The sequence below is a fragment of the Serratia entomophila genome (assembly GCF_021462285.1).
In the GTDB taxonomy this organism is placed as follows: domain Bacteria; phylum Pseudomonadota; class Gammaproteobacteria; order Enterobacterales; family Enterobacteriaceae; genus Serratia; species Serratia entomophila.
This window is the reverse complement of sequence record NZ_CP082787.1, coordinates 4,408,673-4,430,475: the sequence shown is the minus strand read 5'-3', so window position 1 is coordinate 4,430,475 and position 21,803 is coordinate 4,408,673. Positions and strand designations below refer to the sequence as shown.

Annotated in this window: 26 protein-coding genes; 20 read left to right on the top strand and 6 right to left on the bottom strand. The window is 59.7% G+C overall.

What is annotated here, in order from left to right; all coding sequences use genetic code 11:
* Positions 1–394 precede the first annotated feature (394 nt).
* The gene (uriH, locus tag KHA73_RS21285) at positions 395–1,336 is read right to left on the bottom strand and encodes a uridine-preferring nucleoside hydrolase UriH (RefSeq protein WP_234586512.1); all 942 of its coding nucleotides are present in this window, start codon (positions 1,334–1,336) and stop codon (positions 395–397) included.
* A gap of 204 nt (positions 1,337–1,540) precedes the next feature.
* Here uriH and KHA73_RS21280 point away from each other — a divergent pair, with 204 nt between their 5' ends.
* Positions 1,541–1,825 carry a zinc ribbon domain-containing protein gene (locus KHA73_RS21280; protein WP_234586510.1) on the top strand — a complete coding sequence of 95 codons (285 nt, stop codon included), beginning with the start codon at positions 1,541–1,543 and terminating at the stop codon, positions 1,823–1,825.
* Here KHA73_RS21280 and aaeR read toward each other — a convergent pair.
* Entirely contained in the window at positions 1,816–2,727 is a 912-nt protein-coding gene (gene aaeR / locus KHA73_RS21275) for an HTH-type transcriptional activator AaeR (RefSeq protein WP_234586508.1), read from the bottom strand. The two genes, KHA73_RS21280 and aaeR, sit on opposite strands and share 10 nt — an antisense overlap.
* Positions 2,728–3,034: 307 nt before the next feature.
* Between aaeR and aaeX the strand changes: the two genes are divergently transcribed.
* The 5 genes from aaeX (at position 3,035) to KHA73_RS21250 (ending at position 7,203) form a co-directional block, all read left to right on the top strand.
* Positions 3,035–3,238 (top strand): p-hydroxybenzoic acid efflux pump operon protein AaeX, encoded by a 204-nt coding sequence (gene aaeX / locus KHA73_RS21270; RefSeq protein WP_234591351.1) that lies wholly within the window; start codon positions 3,035–3,037, stop codon positions 3,236–3,238.
* A gap of 7 nt (positions 3,239–3,245) precedes the next feature.
* Complete coding sequence (gene aaeA / locus KHA73_RS21265; RefSeq protein WP_234586507.1) at positions 3,246–4,181, top strand: p-hydroxybenzoic acid efflux pump subunit AaeA; 936 nt, start codon at positions 3,246–3,248, stop codon at positions 4,179–4,181.
* Positions 4,181–6,148, top strand: coding sequence for a p-hydroxybenzoic acid efflux pump subunit AaeB (gene aaeB / locus KHA73_RS21260; protein ID WP_234586505.1), 1,968 nt, complete (start codon positions 4,181–4,183; stop codon positions 6,146–6,148). Before aaeA ends, aaeB begins: the two co-directional genes overlap by 1 nt.
* A 291-nt stretch (positions 6,149–6,439) precedes the next feature.
* On the top strand, positions 6,440–6,898 hold the full coding sequence (locus KHA73_RS21255; protein WP_234586503.1) for a ribonuclease: 459 nt from the start codon (positions 6,440–6,442) through the stop codon (positions 6,896–6,898).
* Positions 6,899–6,903: 5 nt separating this feature from the next.
* Positions 6,904–7,203, top strand: a complete 300-nt coding sequence (locus KHA73_RS21250; RefSeq protein ID WP_234586502.1) for a barstar family protein — start codon at positions 6,904–6,906, stop codon at positions 7,201–7,203.
* 30 nt (positions 7,204–7,233) lie between these two features.
* Here the strand turns inward: KHA73_RS21250 and yjgA are convergent, their stop codons facing one another.
* Positions 7,234–7,782, bottom strand: a complete 549-nt coding sequence (gene yjgA / locus KHA73_RS21245) for a ribosome biogenesis factor YjgA (protein ID WP_234586500.1) — start codon at positions 7,780–7,782, stop codon at positions 7,234–7,236.
* Positions 7,783–7,959: 177 nt separating this feature from the next.
* On the opposite strand from yjgA, the gene pmbA reads away from it, so the two are divergent.
* Both pmbA and cybC read left to right on the top strand, forming a co-directional pair.
* On the top strand, positions 7,960–9,300 hold the full coding sequence (pmbA, locus tag KHA73_RS21240) for a metalloprotease PmbA (RefSeq protein WP_234586499.1): 1,341 nt from the start codon (positions 7,960–7,962) through the stop codon (positions 9,298–9,300).
* Positions 9,301–9,430: 130 nt separating this feature from the next.
* The gene (gene cybC, locus KHA73_RS21235; RefSeq protein WP_234586497.1) at positions 9,431–9,817 is read left to right on the top strand and encodes a cytochrome b562; all 387 of its coding nucleotides are present in this window, start codon (positions 9,431–9,433) and stop codon (positions 9,815–9,817) included.
* On the opposite strand, the gene KHA73_RS21230 is transcribed toward cybC, so the two are convergent.
* Both KHA73_RS21230 and KHA73_RS21225 read right to left on the bottom strand, forming a co-directional pair.
* On the bottom strand, positions 9,814–10,620 hold the full coding sequence (locus KHA73_RS21230) for an AraC family transcriptional regulator (RefSeq protein WP_234586496.1): 807 nt from the start codon (positions 10,618–10,620) through the stop codon (positions 9,814–9,816). The genes cybC and KHA73_RS21230 overlap by 4 nt on opposite strands.
* A 126-nt stretch (positions 10,621–10,746) precedes the next feature.
* Positions 10,747–11,067, bottom strand: coding sequence for a hypothetical protein (locus KHA73_RS21225; protein WP_234591388.1), 321 nt, complete (start codon positions 11,065–11,067; stop codon positions 10,747–10,749).
* Between KHA73_RS21225 and KHA73_RS21220 the strand changes: the two genes are divergently transcribed.
* Genes KHA73_RS21220 through KHA73_RS21210 form a run of 3 tightly spaced genes read left to right on the top strand, consistent with a single transcriptional unit; the run spans position 10,960 to position 14,013 of the window.
* Positions 10,960–12,354, top strand: a complete 1,395-nt coding sequence (locus KHA73_RS21220; RefSeq protein ID WP_234591349.1) for an FAD/NAD(P)-binding protein — start codon at positions 10,960–10,962, stop codon at positions 12,352–12,354. The genes KHA73_RS21225 and KHA73_RS21220 overlap by 108 nt on opposite strands.
* Complete coding sequence (locus tag KHA73_RS21215) at positions 12,351–13,232, top strand: formyltransferase family protein (protein ID WP_234586494.1); 882 nt, start codon at positions 12,351–12,353, stop codon at positions 13,230–13,232. The genes KHA73_RS21220 and KHA73_RS21215 overlap by 4 nt, the downstream gene beginning before the upstream one ends.
* On the top strand, positions 13,225–14,013 hold the full coding sequence (locus KHA73_RS21210; protein WP_234586492.1) for a sulfite exporter TauE/SafE family protein: 789 nt from the start codon (positions 13,225–13,227) through the stop codon (positions 14,011–14,013). The genes KHA73_RS21215 and KHA73_RS21210 overlap by 8 nt, the downstream gene beginning before the upstream one ends.
* Positions 14,014–14,051: 38 nt before the next feature.
* Here KHA73_RS21210 and rnk read toward each other — a convergent pair whose 3' ends face one another.
* Complete coding sequence (gene rnk, locus KHA73_RS21205) at positions 14,052–14,462, bottom strand: nucleoside diphosphate kinase regulator (RefSeq protein ID WP_234586490.1); 411 nt, start codon at positions 14,460–14,462, stop codon at positions 14,052–14,054.
* A 469-nt stretch (positions 14,463–14,931) separates the two neighbouring features.
* Here rnk and KHA73_RS21200 point away from each other — a divergent pair, with 469 nt between their 5' ends.
* From KHA73_RS21200 to KHA73_RS21160, 9 genes are all read left to right on the top strand, one after another.
* Complete coding sequence (locus KHA73_RS21200; protein ID WP_380739411.1) at positions 14,932–15,240, top strand: glycine dehydrogenase; 309 nt, start codon at positions 14,932–14,934, stop codon at positions 15,238–15,240.
* Between the two features lie 27 nt (positions 15,241–15,267).
* The gene (locus KHA73_RS21195) at positions 15,268–15,633 is read left to right on the top strand and encodes a glycine-rich SFCGS family protein (RefSeq protein WP_234586487.1); all 366 of its coding nucleotides are present in this window, start codon (positions 15,268–15,270) and stop codon (positions 15,631–15,633) included.
* A complete protein-coding gene (locus tag KHA73_RS21190; protein WP_234586486.1) occupies positions 15,633–15,929 on the top strand; it encodes a DUF4312 family protein in 297 nt (98 codons plus the stop codon). Before KHA73_RS21195 ends, KHA73_RS21190 begins: the two co-directional genes overlap by 1 nt.
* A gap of 30 nt (positions 15,930–15,959) precedes the next feature.
* Positions 15,960–16,736: a DUF4311 domain-containing protein gene (locus KHA73_RS21185; RefSeq protein WP_234586484.1), complete on the top strand. Its 777-nt coding sequence runs from the start codon at positions 15,960–15,962 to the stop codon at positions 16,734–16,736.
* 11 nt (positions 16,737–16,747) lie between these two features.
* Positions 16,748–17,398 (top strand): DUF4310 family protein, encoded by a 651-nt coding sequence (locus KHA73_RS21180; protein WP_234586482.1) that lies wholly within the window; start codon positions 16,748–16,750, stop codon positions 17,396–17,398.
* Positions 17,399–17,472: 74 nt separating this feature from the next.
* A complete protein-coding gene (locus tag KHA73_RS21175) occupies positions 17,473–18,612 on the top strand; it encodes an amidohydrolase/deacetylase family metallohydrolase (protein ID WP_234586481.1) in 1,140 nt (379 codons plus the stop codon).
* Positions 18,596–19,714 carry a DgaE family pyridoxal phosphate-dependent ammonia lyase gene (locus tag KHA73_RS21170; protein WP_234586479.1) on the top strand — a complete coding sequence of 373 codons (1,119 nt, stop codon included), beginning with the start codon at positions 18,596–18,598 and terminating at the stop codon, positions 19,712–19,714. The genes KHA73_RS21175 and KHA73_RS21170 overlap by 17 nt, the downstream gene beginning before the upstream one ends.
* Entirely contained in the window at positions 19,711–20,451 is a 741-nt protein-coding gene (gene dagF, locus KHA73_RS21165; RefSeq protein WP_234586477.1) for a 2-dehydro-3-deoxy-phosphogluconate aldolase, read from the top strand. Before KHA73_RS21170 ends, dagF begins: the two co-directional genes overlap by 4 nt.
* A gap of 92 nt (positions 20,452–20,543) precedes the next feature.
* Positions 20,544–21,758 (top strand): lactonase family protein, encoded by a 1,215-nt coding sequence (locus tag KHA73_RS21160; protein WP_234586475.1) that lies wholly within the window; start codon positions 20,544–20,546, stop codon positions 21,756–21,758.
* Positions 21,759–21,803 lie beyond the last annotated feature (45 nt).

Genomic DNA, 21,803 nt, shown 5'->3' with positions numbered 1-21,803 from the left:
GAGAGGAATATCCTGTTGGCGGCCGCGGCGATTATTAATTACAGAGGCTTTATTTTCGCAAACTGGTTATGCCGCAGTCAACTTATTACGGGTGTTGTTTAATTCCTTTAAAAATCAGTATGTTTTGCTTTTTTGAGTCGGCGTTTCAGAAGGGGGTACATCCGCCATGGGCGCGCGTCGGGGGCGTTGAACGCCTATTTTTAAGAATTTCCTTGGGAAGCGACGAGGGGGCACACTGCTTAAATAGTTGAGATATTATCTCTGCTGCTTGCCTATTTTATAGGAATAATTATTTTAATTTTAATCATACCTTATTTTATTAAGAATTTTCTTTGTCTGTTTTTATCTATTCCGGCTAACGCACCCTTGCGGCCCGCTAGCCGGTTAACGGCTTTCAGTTCACCTCGCCAATCCTTTCCAATGCGTCCACCACCAAATCCCAGAACGTCTCCTGATCCAGCTTCACCGCCACCTGCGTATGGCAGCCCGGCGGCGGCGGCGCGCGGAAATCCGCCACCGTCATGCCCAGCGTCAGGGTACCGGTCAGCTCGATATCCACCGGCGCCTTGCGCACCGTCATCACCCCGGGGTTAATGACGTAGGCCACCGCGCAGGGGTCATGCACCGGCGGGGAACTGAAGCCCTGCGCCTGCTGATACATCTTGCCGAAAAACGCCAGCAGCTCGCCGACGAATTTGGCCGGCCCGGTGCCGATGGCGGCGATGCGATCGCATACCGCCGGCGTGGCCAGCGCCTGGTGGGTGAGATCCAGCCCTACCATGGTCAGCGGCCATTTCTCGTTGAACACGATATGCGCCGCTTCGGGATCGATCTTGATATTGAATTCCGCCACCGCGCTCCAGTTGCCCACGTGATAGCCGCCGCCCATCAGCACCACTTCCTTCACCCGTTCGGCAATGCGCGGTTCTTTACGCACCGCCATGGCGATGTTGGTCAGGCCGCCGGTCGGCACCAGCGTCACCGTGCCCGGCGGATGCGCCATCAGGGTATCGATGATCAGATCGACCGCGTGGCGCGGATCCAACTGCAGGTGGGGTTCCGGCAGCTGCGGGCCGTCCAGGCCGGAATCGCCGTGGATATCGGGCGCCACTTCAATATTGCGCACCAGCGGGCGCGGGCAACCGGCGGCGAAGGGCACGCCGGTGATATCGGCGATGCGCGCCACCGCCAGCGCGTTGCGGGTCACTTTGTCCAGCGTTTGGTTGCCCACCACCGTGGTGACCGCCAACAGCTCGATGTCCGGGTTGCCCCAGGCCAGCAGCAGCGCGATGGCGTCGTCATGCCCCGGGTCGCAGTCCAGTATGATTTTTTTCATTTTTATTCCTGATGCAGGGAGAGGTTCGCGCAGCATAACGCAGCGCAGCGTAGCAGGGTAATGCCGATGGTGCTTTTGCTAACGGCATCAAGGTCTTGCCGATTTTTCGGTGTAATTAAACGTAAATCTGTCGCGCTATGCTTTACCCTGGAGTTTGCTCCAGGGTTTACAGTAAAACCTCGCGTAACGCAGAGGAGCAGGGCGATGAGCATGTTGAAAAAGTTATTGGGCAAAGGCGGTTTTGGCGGGGGGCATCAGCCGTCGGGGCACGGCCGCGGGCATCACGGCAACCGCTATAACCAACAGGGCGGCCAGGGGCCGCAATGCCCGCAGTGTCAGGCGCCAAACCTGCCGGGCGCGCGCTATTGTCACCGTTGCGGCCAGCCGTTCGATGCGCAGGCCGCCGCTTGCCGCCAGTGCGCCACGCCGCTGGCGCCGGGCAGCCGTTTTTGCCCGCAGTGTGGCGAGCCGGCCGGCGCTCAGCGGTAGCCCTGGTAAACGGCCGCGACGCGTTCAAAATACTCGGTCAGGTAGTTGATGCACACCTGCACCTTCAGCGGCAGCTTGTCCTTTTCGGTATAGAGCGCGTAGATCGGCCGCGGATCAGAGTGGTAGCTTTTGAACAGGATCTCGATCTCGCCGCGTTTGATCTCTTCGATCACCCACATCAGCGGAGCGTAGGCGATGCCGGCGCCGTTCTTCAGCCAGCGGATCATGGTCTGGGAATCGTTGGTGACGAAGCGCCCCTGTGGCGAGATGCGCGTGGTGATGCCTTCCGGTGCGATCAGTTCAAACTCACTGTCGGGGCGCACGCTGTATTCCAGCCAGGAAAAGTTAACCATGTCGCTGGGTTTTAGCGGCGTGCCGTGCTGGCTGAGGTAACTTTTGGCGGCGCACACCACCATCGGCATTGAGCCTAAGCGGCGGGAGAACAGGCTGGAATCGCGCAGCTCGCCGGTGCGGATCACCAGATCCAGCCCGTCGGCGATCAGATCCGGCGCCGGGATGCCGGTCACCAGATTCACCGTCAGGCCGGGGTACTCTTTCAGCATCTCGGCGGTCATGTTCGCCAGCACGTTCTGCGCCATGGTGGAGGAGCTGCCGATGCGCAGCGTGCCGGTGGGCGTATTGTTGAACGCGAACAGCTGTTCGTGCACCTCGCTCACTTCCTGCAGCATGCGGCGGCAGCCCTGATAGTATATTTTGCCGGCTTCGGTCAGGCCGATGCTGCGCGTGCTGCGGTTGAGCAGCTTGACCTGCAGCTCATTTTCCAGTTTCGACACCGTCTGGCTGATCGATGAAACGCTCATGTCCAGCTGGCGCGCGGCCGCGGTAAACGACCCGAACTCAACCACTTTGGCGAATACTGACATCCGTTTTAATCTTTCCATTGTTCACTCTGGCTTAAAAGTGATTTAGATCACAGATTGTTGATGAGTTGATAGTAAGCACGCTAATATAACGTGGTCGGGTGGAAAGACCTTACCAACGCGCGCGATCGATCGGCAACGCCATTCTGGCCGATCCTTCCGGCTCCCTCGCAGTCCCTGCCGCGGATATATGCCCCAGAGTTTAACCTTTTTTCAGGTTCCTGGCCTGCCTGGCTGAGATTTGTGGTGCGCGTCCGCTAAAATGTAAAGAGAATGTGAATGAGAAGAAAGGTTGTCCCCCGGCGCAGTGAATAATAAGGAAAAAGTGATGAGTTTGCTTCCGGTTATGGTCATCTTCGGACTGTCGTTTCCGCCGGTGTTTTTTGAGCTGTTGGTCTCGCTGGCGCTGTTCTTTTTACTGCGTCGCCTGCTGCAACCCACCGGGATTTACGATTTTGTCTGGCATCCGGCGCTGTTCAATTCCGCGCTGTATTGCTGTCTGTTTTATCTGATTTCATGTCTTTTTGTTTGAGGTCGCTGTGAAAAATTTTTCAATAAAAATAACCCGAATCGCGATCACTTTGATTCTCGTGCTGTTGGCGATCGTCGCCATTTTCAAGGCCTGGGTGTTTTACACGGAGTCGCCCTGGACGCGTGACGCCAAATTTACCGCCGACGTGGTGGCGATCGCGCCGGACGTCAGCGGCCTGCTGACCGAGGTGCCGGTGGTGGATAACCAGTTGGTGAAAAAGGGCCAGGTGCTGTTCGTGGTCGACCGGCCGCGCTATGAGCAGGCGCTGGCGGAAGCCACCGCCGACGTGGCCTATTACCAGACGCTGGCGGCGGAGAAAAAACGTGAAGCCGGCCGCCGCGTGCGTCTGGGCGTGCAGGCGATGTCGCAAGAAGAAATTGACCAGTCGAACAACTCGCTGCAAACCGTGCTGCACCAGCAGGCGAAAGCGGTGGCGGCGCGTGAGCTGGCGCAGCTGGATCTGGAGCGCACCACGGTGCGGGCGCCGGCAGACGGCTGGGTCACCAACCTGAACGTCCATGCCGGCGAATACATCACCCGCGGCTCCGTTGCCGTGGCGCTGGTGAAGAAAAATACCTTCTACATCCTGGCCTACCTGGAAGAAACCAAGCTGAACGGCCTGAACAAGGGCGATCGCGTGGAGATCACCCCGTTGGGCAGCAACCGCATCATGCACGGCACCGTCGACAGCGTGGCGGCGGCGGTGAACAACAGCAGCAGCACCGTCAACAGCAAAGGGCTGGCGTCGATCGACAGCAACCTGGAGTGGGTGCGTCTGGCGCAGCGCGTGCCGGTTAAAATCCTGCTGGATGACAAGGATCAGCAGCATCCGTACCCGGCCGGCACTACCGCCACCGTGGTCATTACCGGTAAAAGCGACCGCAACGCCGACAGCGGCTCACCCTTCGTGCGCTTGATGCATCGGCTGCGTGAGTTCGGTTAATGAATAGCCCAACCTTTATCCGGCTGAGGTTTGCCTTCAAGCTCAGCTTCGCGATTGTGTTTGCGCTGTTTGTCGGTTTCCATCTGAACCTGGAAACCCCGCGCTGGTCGGCGATGACCGCCGCCATCGTCGCCGCCGGCCCGGCCTTCGCCGCCGGCGGCGAGCCCTTCTCCGGCGCCATCCGCCACCGCGGCTGGCTGCGCATCATCGGTACCTTTATCGGCTGCTTCGTCGGCCTGATTATTATCGTCACCACCGCGCGCGCGCCGGTGGTGATGCTGCTGCTGTGCTGCATTTGGGCCGGTTTCTGCACCTGGCTGTCTTCCCTGATCAAGGTTGAAAACTCCTACGCCTGGGGGTTGGCCGGCTATACCGCGCTGATCATCGTCGTCACCGTCGCCACCAGCGAAGCCCACCTGATGGAGGCGCCGCAGTTCGCCATCGAGCGCTGCAGCGAAATTGTGCTGGGCATCGTCAGCGCCGTACTGGCGGACCTGCTGTTCTCGCCGCGTTCGATCAAACAGGATATCGATCGGGCGGTGGATCAGCTGCTGGTGGATCAATACCGGCTGATGCAGATGTGCATCAGCAACGCGGATAAAGAAGACATCGACCGCGCCTGGAGCAACCTGGTGAAGAGCACCACCGCGCTCAACGGCATGCGCAGCAACCTGATGATGGAGTCCTCGCGCTGGCAGAAGGTCAACCGCCGGGTGCGGGCATTGCATACCCTGTCGCTGACGCTGATTACCCAGGCCTGCGAAACCTATTTGATCCTGCTGAACCACCCGGACGCGGTGAAGGACAACGTCCGCGAACTGCTGATGGTACCGGCGGAAACGCCGCAGGAGATCCACAAGCGCATGAAGCTGCTGCGCCAGGTGCTGACCACCAACCGCACCGACGAAACGCTGACCACCGTGACCGGCTGGGTCGGCGCGGCGACGCGTTACCTGCTGCTGTCGAAGGGCGTGCACACCAACAGCAGCATCAGCTCGGTGGAAGAAGACGTGCTGAGCGGCGAAGCGGTGGTTAAACCGACCTCGGCGGAAGGCCACCACGCGATGATCAACGGCCTGCGCACCTTTGTGGCGACCACGGTCGGCTGCCTGTTGTGGCTGTGGACCGGCTGGACCTCCGGCAGCGGTTTTATGGTGATCATCGCGGTAATCACCTCGTTGGCGATGCGTACCCCGGCGCCGCGCATGGTGGCGATGGACTTCGTGCTGGGCATGCTGGCGGCGATCCCGGTCGGCTCGCTGTTCTTTATGGTGATCCTGCCGGCCACCCAGCAGAGCATTCTGCTGCTGTGCCTCAGTCTCGGCCTGCTGGCGTTTTTCATCGGCATTGAGGTGCAAAAGCGGCGGCTTGGCTCGCTGGGCCTGCTGGCGGGGACCATCAATATCCTGGTGTTGAGCAACCCGATGGAGTTCAACGTCACCCAGTTCCTTGATGGGGCTCTGGGCCAGTTCCTCGGCAGCTGCGTCGGGCTGATGGTGCTGCTGTTGATCCGCGACAACTCGCGTGAACGTACCGGCCGCACCTTGCTCAACCAGTTCGTCAGCAGCGCGGTTTCGGCGTTGACCACCAAGGCGGTGCGCCGTCGGCAGAACCATTTGCCGGCGCTGTACCAGCAGCTTAATCAGCTGTTGATGATGTTCCCGAACGACATCGCCAAATACCGGCTGGCGCTGAACCTGATCATCGCGCACCAGCGCATGCAGCGGGCGGAGATCCCGGCCAGCGAAGAGCTGTCGGCGTTCCACCGCCAGATCCGCAATACCGCCGACCACGTGGTTTCGGCGAAGAACGAGGTTAAACGCGCCTACTACTACGACCGCTTGCTGAGCGAAATGAACGAATATCAGCAGAAGCTGGTGGACAACCAGGCGCCGCTCGGCGTCACCGGGCCGGTCAAACGCCTGGCCGATATGTTGCACCGCTACCGCCACGCATTGATCGATTGATGCGCTAACCCCCCGTTCCCCTCACGCGGCGCCGTCCGCGACTATACTGGGATCGGTATCCGGCGCTGAAAACGGCCGCCATTATCGGGCCGTTTTCAGGGATACTCCGAGTGCCAGAACCGCTGGAAAATGGCATGATTAGCATGAATGGGTGACAAAGGTTCCGGCGCTCCGGATCCCTGCAGCGAAAACGTTACGCGCCAGTCATCTTTGTTTCATCCTTTTCATCTATATACCTAACTAGCATAGGGGCGCTGCTGCGCTTCTGTCGGCGATAATTCAGGGAAAGCAATGAACAAGCGGATTCTCGTGGCGATCGTTATCGCCGTTGTGATAGCCGGATTCAGCGCGCTGCGCGGCACCGATCGGGCGATTAGCGTCAACGCGCCACCGGCGGCGCAGGAGCAAAAACAGAGCATAGACCGGCTGACTCAGCAGCAGACGGTGGTCAGCTACCTGCAGCAGCATCAGCGGCTGCCGGACTATTACATCACCAAGAAGCAGGCGCGGGAGCAGGGGTGGGATCCGCGCGACGGCAATCTGTGCTCGGTGCTGCCGGGCAAGGCGATTGGCGGCGATCGGTTCTCCAACCGTGAAGGGCAGTTGCCCAGCGCCGGCAAGCGGGTATGGCGCGAGGCGGACATCGACTATCGCTGCGGCCGGCGGGGCGCCGATCGGCTGCTGTACTCCAGCGACGGCCTGATTTTCGTCACGCGTGACCATTATAAAAACTTCATTCGGGTGGAGTGAACTTGATGGCAAAAGTAGAGTTCGATTTTGAGCAGATCCATGATGTACCGACCTTCTACCGCGACTTTGCGCACAAGTTTGCGCTGGGCGAGGAGTTTGGCGCCAATCTGGATGCGCTGTGGGACGTGGTGACCGGCGACATAGGCCTGCCGGTGGAGATTGAGTTCACCCACCTCAACGCACGCAGCAAGCGTCGCTTCGGCGCGATTATCCTGCTGTTTGAAGAGGCGGAGGAAGAGCTGGACGGCAGCCTGCGTTTCAACATTCACGAAAGCGGCGGTGAAGTAGCGCATCACCGGGGATGAAACAGGTTCATCCCTGGGTGACGGCGGCGATCATTCGGCCGTCTCGGCCAGATCGCGCAGGTACTGGAAGATTTGGCGGTAAGCTTTGGGCGGCTTGTTGGCGGCCTTCTCTTTCTGCGCGTTGCGCACCAGCGCGCGCAGCTGCTGGCGATCGGCTTCCGGATACAGATCCAGGACAGACGGGATCGCATCGTCGCCTTCTTCCACCAGGCGGTCACGCAGCGCTTCCAGCTTGTGGAACAGCGAAACCTGTTGGTTGTGGCGGTTTTTCAGCTTGTCGAGCGCGGTTTGGATCGGCTCTACGTCGCGGGCGCGCAGCATTTTGCCAATCAGCTGCAGCTGGCGGCGGCGGCCTTCTTTTTTAATCTTCTGCGCCAGTTCGATGGCGGTGCGCAGATCTTCGTCCAGCGGAATGCGTTCCAGCGCGTTTTTGCCCAGATCGACCAGTTCGGCCCCCAGGTCTTTCAGCGCTTCGGCATCACGTTTAATCTCACTTTTACTGACCCAGATAATCTCGTCATCGTCCTCGTTTTCATTCTCCGGGACATCGTCGAGCCAGTCTTCAGGCTGTTTGTTCATGGTAGGCTCCGTTAAAAAGAGGCTAATCCTAACAGGTTGCCGGCTTTATGCGAAATTCAACGCGGTTCCTGTTAGACTCGAAAGTATAAATCTCATGATTTTTGCGCGTGACTCCGCGCGCAACCACGCCGCCACGGCACTTTTCTCAACGATTTTCTGATTAATTATGGCAGATTGATGAAAGTAGTCACTCAAGTTGCAGAACAGCGCAAGGCGCTGGAACAGGCCGTTTCACAGGCTCTGGAACTGGCGCGCGCCGGTTCCGATGCGGCAGAAGTCGCCGTTACCAAATCCACCGGCATCAGCGTCAGCACCCGTTTTGGCGAGGTGGAAAACGTTGAGTTCAACAGCGACGGCGCGTTGGGCATTACCGTCTACCATCAGCAGCGTAAGGGCAGCGCTTCCTCCACCGATCTTAGCCCGGACGCCATCGCCCGCACGGTGCAGGCGGCGCTGGATATCGCTCGCTACACCTCACCGGATCCCAACGCCGGCCCGGCGGAAAAAGATCTGCTGGCCTTCGACGCGCCGGATCTGGACCTGTTTCACCCGGCCGAGCTGGACGCCGAACGCGGCATCGAGCTGGCGGCGCGCGCCGAGCAGGCTTCGCTGGCGGCGGACAAACGCATCACCAATACCGAAGGCGGCAGCTTTAACAGCCACTACGGCATCAAGGTGTTCGGCAACAGCCACGGCATGCTGCAGAGCTACTGCTCCAGCCGCCACTCGCTGTCCAGCTGCGTGATCGCCGAGCATGACGGCGATATGGAGCGCGATTACGCCTATACCATCGGCCGTGCGATGGGCGACCTGCAGAGCCCGGAGTGGGTAGGGCAGGAGTGCGCCCGCCGCACGCTGGCGCGCCTGGCGCCGCGCAAACTGTCGACCATGAAGGCGCCGGTGCTGTTCGCGTCGGAAGTGGCCACCGGGCTGTTCGGCCATCTGGTGGGCGCTATCAGCGGCAGCAGCGTATACCGCAAATCCACCTTCCTGCTGGACTCGCTCGGCAAACAGATCCTGCCGGACTGGCTGACCGTCGAAGAACATCCGCACCTGCTGAAAGGGCTGGCTTCCACGCCGTTCGACAGCGAAGGCGTGCGTACCCAACGGCGCGACATCGTCAAGGACGGCGTACTGCAAACCTGGCTGATGACCAGCTATTCGGCGCGCAAGCTGGGCCTGCACAGCACCGGCCACGCCGGCGGCATCCATAACTGGCGGATCAAAGGGCAGGGCGCCGACTTTGCCGGCATGCTGAAGCAACTGGGCACCGGGTTGGTGGTGACCGAGTTGATGGGCCAGGGCGTCAGCGGCGTCACCGGCGATTACTCGCGCGGCGCCGCCGGTTTCTGGGTAGAAAATGGCGAGATCCAATACCCGGTTAGCGAGATCACCATCGCCGGCAACCTGAAAGACATGCTGCGTAATATCGTCAGCGTCGGCAGCGATATCGAAACCCGCAGCAACATCCAATGCGGTTCGGTGCTGTTGCCGGAAATGAAGATCGCCGGCCAGTAATCCTCCCGTGCGGCCGGCGTTCGCCCGGCCGCTTCTTAACCTTGCTTACAAATCTCCGGTTTCGGTTTTTGCCGCGCTTGCCTATGTTAACTATGAGTTAAATAAAACAATAACCGGAAGGTGAGCGAATATGCAAAACACACTGAAAGCGCTGGCGGCGTTGGCGCTGCTGGGCGCCAGCGCATTGGCGGCGGCGGCCGATCTGGCCGATGATATGGACACCATTGCCGGCAACTATAAAACGGTGCTGAGCACCGACTCCGCCGATACCCTCAAACAGAGCCTGCAGAACATGCGCACCGCCGCGCTGGACGCCAAACAGGGCACCCCGCCGAAGCTGGAAGACAAGGCCGCCGACAGCCCTGAAATGAAAGATTTCCGCCACGGGCTGGACCAGTTGATCGGCCAGATCGATCGGTCGCTGGCTCTGGCCAATCAGGGCAAGGTGGCCGAGGCCAAACAGGTGGCGCAAGGCTTCAAGCAAACCCGCGATGCCAACCACAAGAAATTCCGCTAAGCCGGAGAACGGACCCGACCGTCATCCGCCACGCCGCCCTCCGCCAGATAGGAGGACGGCGCCTGCCCCAGCACGCGGCGAAACATGGTTGAAAACGCCGCGCTGCTTTCATAGCCCAATTCCAGCGCCACCTGGGTAACGCTGCGCCCTTCCGCCAACTGGGCCAACGCCAGCACCACGCAGGCCCGCTGGCGCCATTGCGTAAAGGACATGCCGGTCTGGGCGCGGAAGAAGCGGCTGAAAGTGCGAATGCTCATATACAGGCGCGTAGCCCAATGTTGCGCAGAATCATGGGCGTCGGGCTGCTGCAGAAAGGTTTGGCACAGCGCGCCCAGCCGCCGATCGGCGGGCAGCGGAATATGCAAAGGCAGCGACTGCAGGCGCGCCAGCTCATGCAGCAACAGCGTTACCAGCGCGCCGTCCCGGCCGCGGCGATCGTACTCCAGCGGCATGTCTACCGCCGCCATCAGCAGTTGGCGCATCAGCGGCGTTACGCTGACCACCTGGCAGACCTGCGGTTGGCCGGCGGGCAGCGTGGCGGGATCGATATACAGGCTGCGGGTGGTGACGCCGACCATGCGCACCTGGTGCGGCATCAGCGGCGGCAGCCAGACCGCCCGCTGCGGCGGCACCAGCCAGTTGCCCTGTTGGGTAAAGACGTGCATCACGCCGGTGGCGCCGTACAGCAGCTGGGCGCGCCGATGGCTGTGCATCGGCAACAGGTGGCCCGGGGGATAATCGGTGCCGATGGCGATTACCGAACGGGGCACATGGTCGATGTCATCGATGCGTACGTTGCGCATAATTCCGCCTGTCTGGCAGGTTGGCCGAAACGCAATGATAGTTGGCCTTTGATATAAAGCAAGCCAAGCCCGGTCGCTCTACTATCGGGGAAGAAAAATAACGCTGCCTGGCAGCGAGGTATTTTATTAATGATTTGACCCTCTCACGTTGATACGCCGGGGCAGGGCGAGCTTGCTCGCCTGAATAATACAAGAAGTTAATAAGGAATAAAGACGATTTATTCCAACACCTGAAGCAATAGTTCTTATTTTAATGCAGTAACTATAAGGTGATATTTCATGTATAGGATCGGTGTGATCGGCGGCGGAGCAGCGGGTATTTCTTTCGCCTATAACTTTATAAAGAATAAGTCGGTTAATAATTGCAATAAGCCGCTTTCCCTGAAGGTTTTTGACAAGCAGGGCTTCAATGGCGGCATGGCTTACAGCAGCGATTTCGATAGCCATATATTAAACATGACGCCGGAAAACATGTCGGCGGATATTTTCGACAGCGGGCATTTCGCCGATTGGATCGTAATGCATTTTCCGCAGTACCGCAGAGATCGCTATCCACCGCGCTGGCTATACCGGGAATACCTTGATTTCATTCGCGACATCGCCGTTTTTATGGCCGCCGACAGCAACGTCCAGCTGAATTTTATTACCGCCGAAGTGGATGAAATTGCGCCGCATCCGGCAGGCTATCTGCTGACCACCGCCTGCGGCGCCACCGATTGCATGAACGCCGTGGTGCTGTGCTCCGGGCACAATGAGCCGGAATGCCTCTATCCGGTGGAAGGGGTGATCCCCTATCAGGCCAGCCGGGCGTTGCCGGCGATCAATCCGGCCTCGGCCATCGGCGTGCTCGGCTGCAGCCTGACGGCGATAGACGCCATTATTGAGCTGGTGGAGCGCGCGGGAGCGACCAATATTTGCGCTCTGTCGCGCTCCGGGCTGTTCCCCAGCGTGCAGCCTGCGCTGATGCGCCCGCCGCCGCCGGAATTCAAACGGCTCCTGAGCCGCTTTATCGCGGGTCATGACTATATCGATGCGCATCAGTTGGTCCATGCGATCAATGACGCGTTGGAGCAGCATTATCCGGGGCCGGAGCGGCTGGCGGTGCTGTCGGCGATTGGCTCCGGGGTGGATTGCTATCAGGATCTCGCCGCCAGCCTCGATCGGGCGCGTTTCGCCCGGGAACATATCTGCAGCTATCTGGCGGCGATCCACCCGGAGGTTTGCGAGGGCTGGGTGAAAATGGACGAAAATAATCGGCAGGTGTTTATGCGCTTTTATAACTCATCCTGGATGCGCAACCGGCACGCCATGCCGTTAATCAACGCCCGCAAGATTATCGCGGCGTTGGAAAGCCAGCGCCTGCGCGCCTTCGGCGGCGTGGTGAATATAGAGAAAGGAAGTGAAGGCTTTAATACCCTTTGCCACAGTGCGGTGGTGAAAACCCGTTATTTACTGAATTGTACTGCCCCTTCTTATCAACTGCAGCCCAGCGGTTTAAATAACAAGCTGCTGCAGGAAGGTCTGGCGCAGGAAAATATTTTCGGCGGCGTGAAGTGCGATCCTTTCACGCTGAAAATAGCGGACAAGCGGGGTAATGAACAGCATCTTTATTCGCTTGGCGCACCGGCCAAGGGCGACCTGTTTTATACCTCGGCGATGGAATCCATCACTCGGGATATCAGCAAGATAGTTTTCAATAACAGTATATTCAATGCAAAGAAGGCGGAAGTATGAAGAACGTAGCGCTGTTTGTCGGAAATGATATTTTTTCCTGGCTAGCCTGCCAGGATGTGATTGGCGCCTTAAATAAGGAATGCGCCTTCACGGTTTATTTCCCATTGGCGAAAGCCGCCGGCCGCACGCAGGAAGCGGCCATCCGCCAACTGAGCCTGTATGAGCGCGAAGTGCTGAATGACTTCGTGTTTCCGTTCATCAGCAGAAACGCCGGCGCCTGTCAGGGCGCCTATCAGGCGCCGCTGGAGTGTCTGGCCGCCGCCGGGGTGAAGGCGCACCGCATCACCGATATCAACGACGCCGCCTTTATCAGCAGCCTGGGCAATATGGACGCGGTAATTTCACTGCGTTGCTATCAGAAGTTTTCCAGCGATTACGTGCGCGCCTTCAGCCAGCGCGGCAAGCTGCTGTGGAACCTGCATCCGGGCGATTTGCCGCAGTATCGCGGGGTGATGACGCTATTCCGCGCCATGATGAACGGCGAGAAAAACTGTGCGCTGACGCTGCATGAGATGGACGAAAACTGGGACGCCGGCCCGGTGATCGCCCGCTTGCCGTCCGAGCTGCGCCACGAGCTGTCGTTCCTGGAAAACATGATGTTGCTGGGGGTGAAGGCCGGCGGTTTTCTGGCGCGCCAGCTGATGCGGGTGGAGCTGCGGGACGCGATGGCCGTCGAACGGCAGGGCAGCTACCGCTACTGGGGGTTCCCGGATGCGCAAACGCTGGCGCAGGCGGAGCAGGCCGGGATTGTGCTGATTGACCACGACGCCGTTCGCCAGCAGTACCTGGCGCTGTTCGTCGGCGATCGGTTCCATCCGCTGGCCGGCCAGTTCTGCGCGGGCTTTGACGATTTCATTCGGGCGCATAGCCATGATTGAAATCCTGATCGTACTCGGTGCCGGTTTCATTACCGGCATCACCACTATTTTGTTCGGCTTTGGCGGCGGTTTTGTGGTGGTGCCCTTTGTCTATCATCTGATCTCCGCTTCGGGCGAACAGCCTGGCCAGGCGATGCACATCGCGGTGGCGACGTCGACGGCGGTGATGATCCTCAACGCGAGCTACGCCACCCTGACCAACTGGCGCAGCGGCAACCTGCTGCGCGAGACCATAGTGCCGCTGATTTTTTTTATCGGCGTCGGGGCGGCGCTGGGCGCCTTCGCCGCCAGCCTGCTGGCGGATAGCGCGATCCGGCTGCTGTTTGTCGTCTATATGGTCGTGACCATTGCCGACTGCCTGTTCCGGCGCGGCTTTTTGGTCAAGCCGGCGCGCGCCGAGCTTTCCCCCGCCACGCTGTTCGTCGGCGGGCCGCTGATAGGGGCGATCGCCACCCTGCTGGGCGTGGGGGGCAGCGTGATGACCGTGCCGCTGCTGCGCCGGCATGGTTATGAGATGAAGCACTGCGTCAGCGCGGCCAATCCGCTGTCGATTCCGGTCGCGGTGATCGGCGCGTTGATGTACGTGGCGCTGGGATGGAATGTCATGACGGGGCCGCAGTATCTCGGTTACGTCAACCTGAGCATTCTCGGTCTGCTGGTGGTGGCCGGCATTGCCGGCATCCTGTTTGCCAAAACCTGGCTGCCGAAGGTGAATGATGTGCTGCACGCCAGAATTTACGTGCTGCTGCTGATCCTGGTGCTGATAACCATCAGCCTGTAGAGACAGAAAGGGCGGCCTGATGCCGCCCTGGTAACCGCTTAGCGGTGGTATTCACCGGCCGCTTCCGGCTGGTACAGCAATTCCAGCACTTCAATCCGCGCTTCTTCGCCGTTCGGCAACTGCCAGGTGATCTGCTTGCCGACGTGCATGCCCAGCAGCGCAGCGCCCAGCGGCGCCATCACCGAAAGCTGTTCATGGCTGTCTTTCAGCGAGGCCGGGTAGACCAGCGTGCGCACGTGTTCTTCTGCGGTGTGCAAATCACGAAAACGCACGCGGCTGTTCATGGTCACCACGTTGGCCGGGATCTTCTCCGGCGGCAAGATTTCGGCGCGATCCAGTTCGTCGTTCAGCGCAGCGGCGACGTCGGTATTGGCAAAGGCCGGTTGTTCCAATAGCGCATCCAGGCGTTCCGCATCCAGCTCATTAACAGTAATGGTTGGTTTGGTCATTCCACTCTCCAGTCAAATCAAAGGGCGCCAGCCTGCGCGCCCATAAATTCGGAAAAACAACACAAAAGCAACACCCCCGCGCCAGAGGAGCGGGGGTGTGGGTAATGTCGGTTTGTCTTGTTGATAGTAGGCTGTTAGGGCGTGAAAAGAAAGAGATCCCGATCACGAAGCTTTTCAGCGCCGCGGGCCGAAAGGGAAACCGTTCACCGGGCTATCTTTTTGTAATCTAATTAACTTATCGGCAAGCAACGCATTTTGCGAAATGGATCCCTGAGCGTCATGCGATTTCCACTTCGAACTGGAAAAAAACGGTCTACACAGAAAATCTCCCCGGGGTTAGGGTAAAGACATCAAAGAAAGCGGGTTATTCAGGTGATGCGCTTTGCGGCTTACAGATTAATCTTGGATCTAGGGGTACTGAAAAGTGAATGACGGATCTGCTTCGTTAAAAGAAACTGAAGGATCGGATATCGGCGCGGCCGGCGCAATCACCGCGCGGGTGCTGGCGGATATTGGCGCGATGCTGAACGCGGAGGGTATTTATACCAATGAAGTGCAACAGCAGATGCTGGAGTCGCATATTAGCGCCATGGTGCTGCGATCAATCACCGGGGAACCCTTGCCGGAAGTGGATAAGTCTCTGTTTGACGAAATCTCCGCCGAATCAATGCAAATGGCGGAGCGGGTGGTAAATCAATTTAATACCTTGCCTATCGAAGAAGCCTATTTGTTGTCGGTGCACTTTGAAGTGGCGAAAGATAATAACCAAAGCGCTTAACGAATATTTTAATCAGGAGAAAATACCATGGGTCAAATTACCGTAGTGATCGGCGATCGTTTGGGCAAGGGCCAGAAAGTGGGTCAGGGCATTGAAAATGCAGGTGGAAAAGCGATTGTCATCCCTGGCGTCGCGGCGGACATGAAGCTGGGCGACGTGATGAAAGCGGAAAACGCGCAGCTGGGCATCTCTTTTTGCGGCAGCGGCGGCGCAGGCGCTATTACCGCGCAGACCAAATACGGTTACAAGGCGAAATACGGCATGCGCTCGATTGAAGAAGGCGTAACGGCAATTAACGAAGGCTGTAACGTGCTGGGCTTCGGCTTTATGGATAAAGAAGAGCTGGGCCAGAAGCTGGTTGAAGCCTACATCAAAAAACATGGCAATCCATAATGAAAGAGCAATACACCACATCGGTAAAGGTGGAGGGTAAAGGCGACAGCAAAGCGAAAGCTTTTGCTTCCGCTTTGGCTAATGTGCAGGGAGCGGTATTAAAATCCACCAACAATATTCTGCTGCGTATCGAGCCGCAGGACGTCAGCGTATTGAAAGCGGAAGAGAAAATAACTAAAGAGAAATTTCTTTTCTTCTTTTTGCCGCGTGAAAGAAAAAGTTATGCCGTTTCTCTGGAAATAACCGTGAACGTGACAATCATCAATACAGAAAAGGTTGTCTTCGTCGCGAAATAAAAACGTTAGCATAAATGAAAGGGTATACTGATGTTTTTAATCATCTTATTTAAGTCGCTTATTATAGGCGGCCTGGTGGGGGTCGGCGTAGGGGCCGGCGCCGCGCGCATGTTCCACGCCCCGACCACTCAGGGCATGGGGGCGTTCCGCACCCTGGGCGAGCTGAATTCCTGCGAAGGCGATCCGGCTTCTCACTTCTCGTTCGGCCTGGGCTTCTTCTTCAACGCCTGGGCGTCTTCCGTGGCGGCCGGCGCCTTCACGCAGGACGTTGATCACCGCATCATCCCGCACTGGGGGGCGGCGGCGCTGATGGTCAAGAACCGCAATCTGGCGCAAACGCTGCACGATCCGAAAAAAATGGCTATCGCCTGCGGCATTATCGGCATGCTGGTGGTGGCCTTCCTCAATACCACCGCCTCCGCAGTGCCCGCCGCGCTGCAGGTGACGGCGATCAAGGTGCTGGTACCGGCGGCCAACCTGCTGGTGAACACCGTGATGCCGGTGATCTTCTGGCTGGCGGCGATCGACGCCGGGCGCCGTTCCGGCTTCTGGGGCACCATCTTCGGCGGCCTGGCGCAGCTGATCATGGGCAACGCCGTACCGGGCCTGGTGCTGGGCATCCTGATCGGCAAAGGCGTGGAAGAGAGCGGCTGGAACAAGATCACCAAGATCATGATGGCGGTGATCGTGCTGCTGTTCGTGCTGAGCGGCTTCTTCCGCGGCTTCGACATGAAAGTCCTCGAGTCCTTCAGCCTCGGCGTGCCGGGCTGGCTGGACGTCATTCACAATACCCTGAGCGGTAAATAAGGAGCGGGATGATGGAAGAACAAACCCAAAAAGGCTTCTGGTACGCCGACTGGTCATTCCCGATTTTTGTTGGCCTGCTCTCGTCCGGCGTGTTCGCCGGAACGCACATGTACTACCTGTACGGCATTGGCGCCTTTAACGAAGTGGCCTTCGTCTCCATGCTGCGGGCCGGGATGGACACCGGCGTATACGGCGCGGTGGCGGCGTTCGGCGCCAGCTTCCTGTTCGCGCGCATCATCGAAGGCTCGCTGGTGGGGATCCTGGACATCGGCGGGGCGATCCAGACCGGCGTCGGGCTGGGCGTGCCGGCGCTGTTGCTGGGCGCCGGCATCATCTTCCCGGTGGCCAACTTCGCCGCTTCGTTGGTGACCGGCCTGATTATCGGCGTGGCGATCGGTTACGTGATCATCCTGGCGCGTAAATTCACCATCAATCAGAGCAACTCCACCTACGGGGCGGACGTGATGATGGGGGCGGGCAACTCCTCCGGCCGCTTCCTGGGGCCGTTGATCATCCTGTCGGCGATGACCGCATCCATCCCGATCGGCATAGGTTCGCTGCTCGGCGCGCTGCTGTTCTACATCTGGGGCAAGCCGATCACCGGCGGCGCGATCCTCGGCGCGATGATCCTGGGGGCGATTTTCCCGGTGGCCATTTCCTAATTACGCCTCCGCGAGGCGCCGCCGCAGGGGCGCGAGCGATCTGCGGCGGCGCTGCGGAGAAGGAGTAACGCAGTATGTATGACTTAGTTATCAGAGGCGCCAGGCTGGCGGACGATACCCTGATCGATCTGGCGGTCAAAGAGGGCAAGATTGCGTCCGTCGGGCGATTGGCGGCGGACGTCAGCGCCCGGCGCCAGCTGGATCTGGCGGGCAATTGCCGCCTGAGCGCCGGCTGGATCGACTCCCATGTGCACTGTTACCCCACTTCGCCGATTTACCATGACGATCCGGATCGGGTCGGCGTCGCCGGCGGTGTCACCAGCGTGGTCGATGCGGGCAGCACCGGCGCCAATGACGTCGACGAATTCTACGCGCTGACGCGCAGCGCCAAAACCAACGTATTCGCCTTCCTGAACATCTCGCGCATCGGCCTGCTGCGGCAAAATGAGCTGGCGGACCTGGCGGATATCGACAAGCAGGAGGTCAGCCAGGCCATCAGCGGGCACCCCGGCTTTATTATTGGCATCAAGGCGCGCATGAGCAGCAGCGTGGTGGGCAAAAACGGCATCCGGCCGCTGGTGCTGGCCAAGGAGATCCAGCGGGAGAACGACCAGCTGCCGCTGATGGTGCACATCGGCAACAACCCGCCGGATCTGGACGAGATCGCCGATCTGCTGACCCGCGGCGACATCATCACCCACTGCTATAACGGCAAGCCGAACCGCATCCTGACCCCGGCGGGCACGCTGCGCGAGTCCATCCAGCGTGCGCTGCAGCGCGGCGTGCTGCTCGACGTGGGGCACGGCACCGCCAGCTTCAGCTTCGAGGTGGCGCGCCAGGCTATCGGCCTGGGCATTTTGCCGCACACCATCAGCTCCGACATTTACTGCCGTAACCGCATGAGCGGGCCGGTGCACAGCCTGGCGACGGTGATGTCCAAATTCTTCAGCGTCGGCCTGTCGCTGCCGCAGGTGATCGCCTGCGTAACGGAGAACGCCGCTTCGGCGCTGCGCCTGGCCGGCAAAGGCCGGCTCGAACCGGGCTACGACGCCGACTTCACGCTGTTTGAACTCCGCCAGGGGCCGCAGGTATTCGTTGATTCAGAAGGGCAATCCGCCGGCGGCGAACGGCTGCTGGTTCCGCTGGCCGCGGTGGTGGCCGGGGAAATCTTATTAACCGAACAAGGGAAAGCTGCTCATGTCTTCGATTTATGAAAAATATAATTTAAAGCAGGTGATCAACACCTCCGGCCGCATGACCATTCTCGGCGTATCCACCCCGCGTCAGGAGGTGATCGACGCGGTGGATTACGGCCTGAACCACTATTTTGAAATCAAGGATCTGGTCAACAAGACCGGCGCCTACATCGCCGATCTGCTGAACGTCGAGGATGCGGTGATCGTCTCCTGCGCTTCGGCCGGCATCGCCCAGTCGGTGGCGGCGATTATCGTCAAGGACAACGCCAACCTGCTGGTGAACCTGCACTCCGCGCCGATTACCGTTCCGCGCGAAATAGTGCTGCCGCGCGGCCACAACGTGAACTTCGGCGCGCCGGTCGACACCATGGTGGCGCTGGGGGGCGGCAAAGTGGTGGAGGCAGGTTACGCCAACGAATGTTCCGCAGAACAGATAGAAGCCTGCATTACGCCGCAGACCGCGGCGATCCTGTACGTTAAATCTCACCACTGCGTGCAGAAAAGCATTCTTTCCGTTGAGCAGGCGGCCGTGGTGGCGCGCAAGCACAACCTGCCATTGATCGTCGACGCCGCGGCGGAAGAAGACCTGATGTGTTACTACCAGATGGGGGCCGATCTGGTGATATACAGCGGCGCCAAAGCCATCGAGGGGCCGACCAGCGGCCTGGTTATCGGCAAAAAACAGTACGTCGAGTGGGTGAAGCTGCAGTCCGGCGGCATCGGCCGGGCGATGAAGGTCGGCAAAGAGGGTATCCTCGGCCTGACGCAGGCGATTGAAAGCTATCTGACGCTTGAAAAAACTACCGGCCAGCAGATGGTGGCGCGCATGCAGCCGTTCCTCGATAACCTGAATACCCTGACCGGCGTCAGCGCCAAAACCGTCTGGGACAGCGCCGGCCGCGACATCGCCCGCGCCGAGATAGCCTTTGACGAGGCGGTGCTGGGGCGTTCTACCTACGATATCGTCCAGGCGTTGAAAACCGGCGATATCGCCATCTATTTTCGTGGCTACAAGGCCAACGAAGGCAAGATCGAAGTCGATGTGCGCAGCGTTGATGAACAACAGCTGATGACCGTCTTCACCTGCATTAAAAACCTGTTCACGGAGAAACAAGCATGAAGCTGCAGCCTAACTACTATCACGACCGCGTGTGCCTGAACGTGCTGGCCGGCTCTAAAGGCAACGCACAGGACATCTACGCCGCGGCGGAAGGGCACGTGCTGGTGGGCGTTCTCTCCAAGAACTATCCGGACGTCGACAGCGCGGTGACCGACATGCTGCGCTATGCGCGCCTGATTGAAAATGCGCTGTCGGTCGGCCTGGGCGCCGGCGATCCGCGGCAGTCGGCGATGGTCAGCCTGATTTCCCAACAGGTTCAACCGCAGCACGTGAACCAGGTGTTCACCGGCGTTGGCGCCAGCCGCGCGCTGCTGGGCCAGAACGACAGCGTGGTGAACGGCCTGGTATCGCCAACCGGCCGCGTCGGCTGGGTGAAGATTTCCACCGGCCCGCTGAGCGCCGCAGCGCCGGACGGCATCGTGCCGGTGGAAACCGCCATCGCGCTGCTGAAGGACATGGGCGGCAGCTCCATCAAGTATTTCCCGATGGGCGGCCTGAAGTGCAAGGACGAATATCAGTACGTGGCCAAGGCCTGCGCTGAGCACGACTTTATGCTGGAGCCCACCGGCGGCATCGATCTGGAAAATTTCGAGCCGATCGTCGAGATCGCGCTGGCCGCCGGCGTGAAGCGAGTGATCCCGCACATCTACAGCTCGATCATCGACTCCGCCAGCGGCGACACCCGCCCGCAGGACGTGAAGACCTTGCTGGCGATGACCAAAAAGCTGGTCGGTTAATGTGCACCCATGGATGACGTAGGGCAGGGAGGCTAACGGTTTTGTCTTCACAGGCGCGGCTTGCCGCGCCGCTATCTATGATAAGGATAACTATGCGAAACTGGCAGTCTCCCACCTTACGCACCGCGTTGTCTCTGGCGCTGTTGGCCATGGCCGGCCCGGCGCTGCACGCTGAGGATGCAATGAACTCCACGTCATCTCATTTTGCCTATATCGGCACCTACAATCCCAACGGTGAAGGCGTCTACCGGGTGCAGGTCGATCCGGCCAACGGCGCGCTGAGCGCCGCTACGTTGGTGAGCAAAGTGCCCAACCCGGCGCAGTTGACGCTAGACGCCGGCGGCAAGACGCTGTACGTCGCCAGCGAAGTGGCCGACTTCAACGGCAGCAAGCACGGCGGCATCACCGCCTATCGGGTCAACCCGAGCGACGGCGGCCTCACGCAGCTGAACCAGGTGGACTCGCAGGGCGCGGGGCCGGTATTCCTGGCGCTGACGCCGGCTGGCCGTCACCTGCTGGTGGCGAACTACGTCAGCGGCAGCGTGGCGGCGTTCCCGGTGGCGACAGACGGCAGCCTGGGCGCCGCCAGTTCGGTGCAGCAGCAACAGGGGCCGGCGGGGGCAGGCAAACCGGCCGCGGCGGTGGAGGGCAGCTTCGCCATCAGCGATCATAACGGCCCGCATGCGCATATGATCGCCAGCGATCCGAGCGGCAAGTTCGTCTTCTCTACCGATCTGGGGTTGGATCGCATCTATCAGTGGCGGTTTGACGCCGCCGGCGGCCAATTGACGCCGAACGATCCGCCGTGGATCGCCGCGTCTTCCGTCGGGGCCGGGCCGCGGCATTTCGTATTCCATCCGGACGGCAAAACCCTGCTGCTGGTGAATGAAGAGGCCTCGACGCTCACCAGCTACCGTTTTGACAGCCAAAAAGGTACTCTGAAACAGTTGCATGCCGTTTCTACGTTGCCCGCCGACTACAAGGGCACCAACTTCGCGGCGGGGTTGGCGCTGAGCAAGGACGGCGGCAATCTGTATGTCGCCAACCGGTTGCATAACAGCATTGCACAATTCAGCGTCGGCGCTGAAGGCGAGCTGAAGCCGGTGGCGGAAACCTGGACGCGCGGCGACTACCCGCGTTCACTGGCCCTGAGCCCGGACGGGCGCTATCTGTATGCGTTGAACCAGCGCAGCGATAACGTTACCCGGTTCAGCGTGGATCCGGCCAACGGCAAGCTCAGCTTTGCCGAAGGCTATACGCCGGTAGGCAGCCCTTCACAAATGGTGTTCCTGCCGCCGGCGAAGTAACCCGCTGCCCGCCTGATTTTCGGGCGGGCACCCTGATTGACGGAA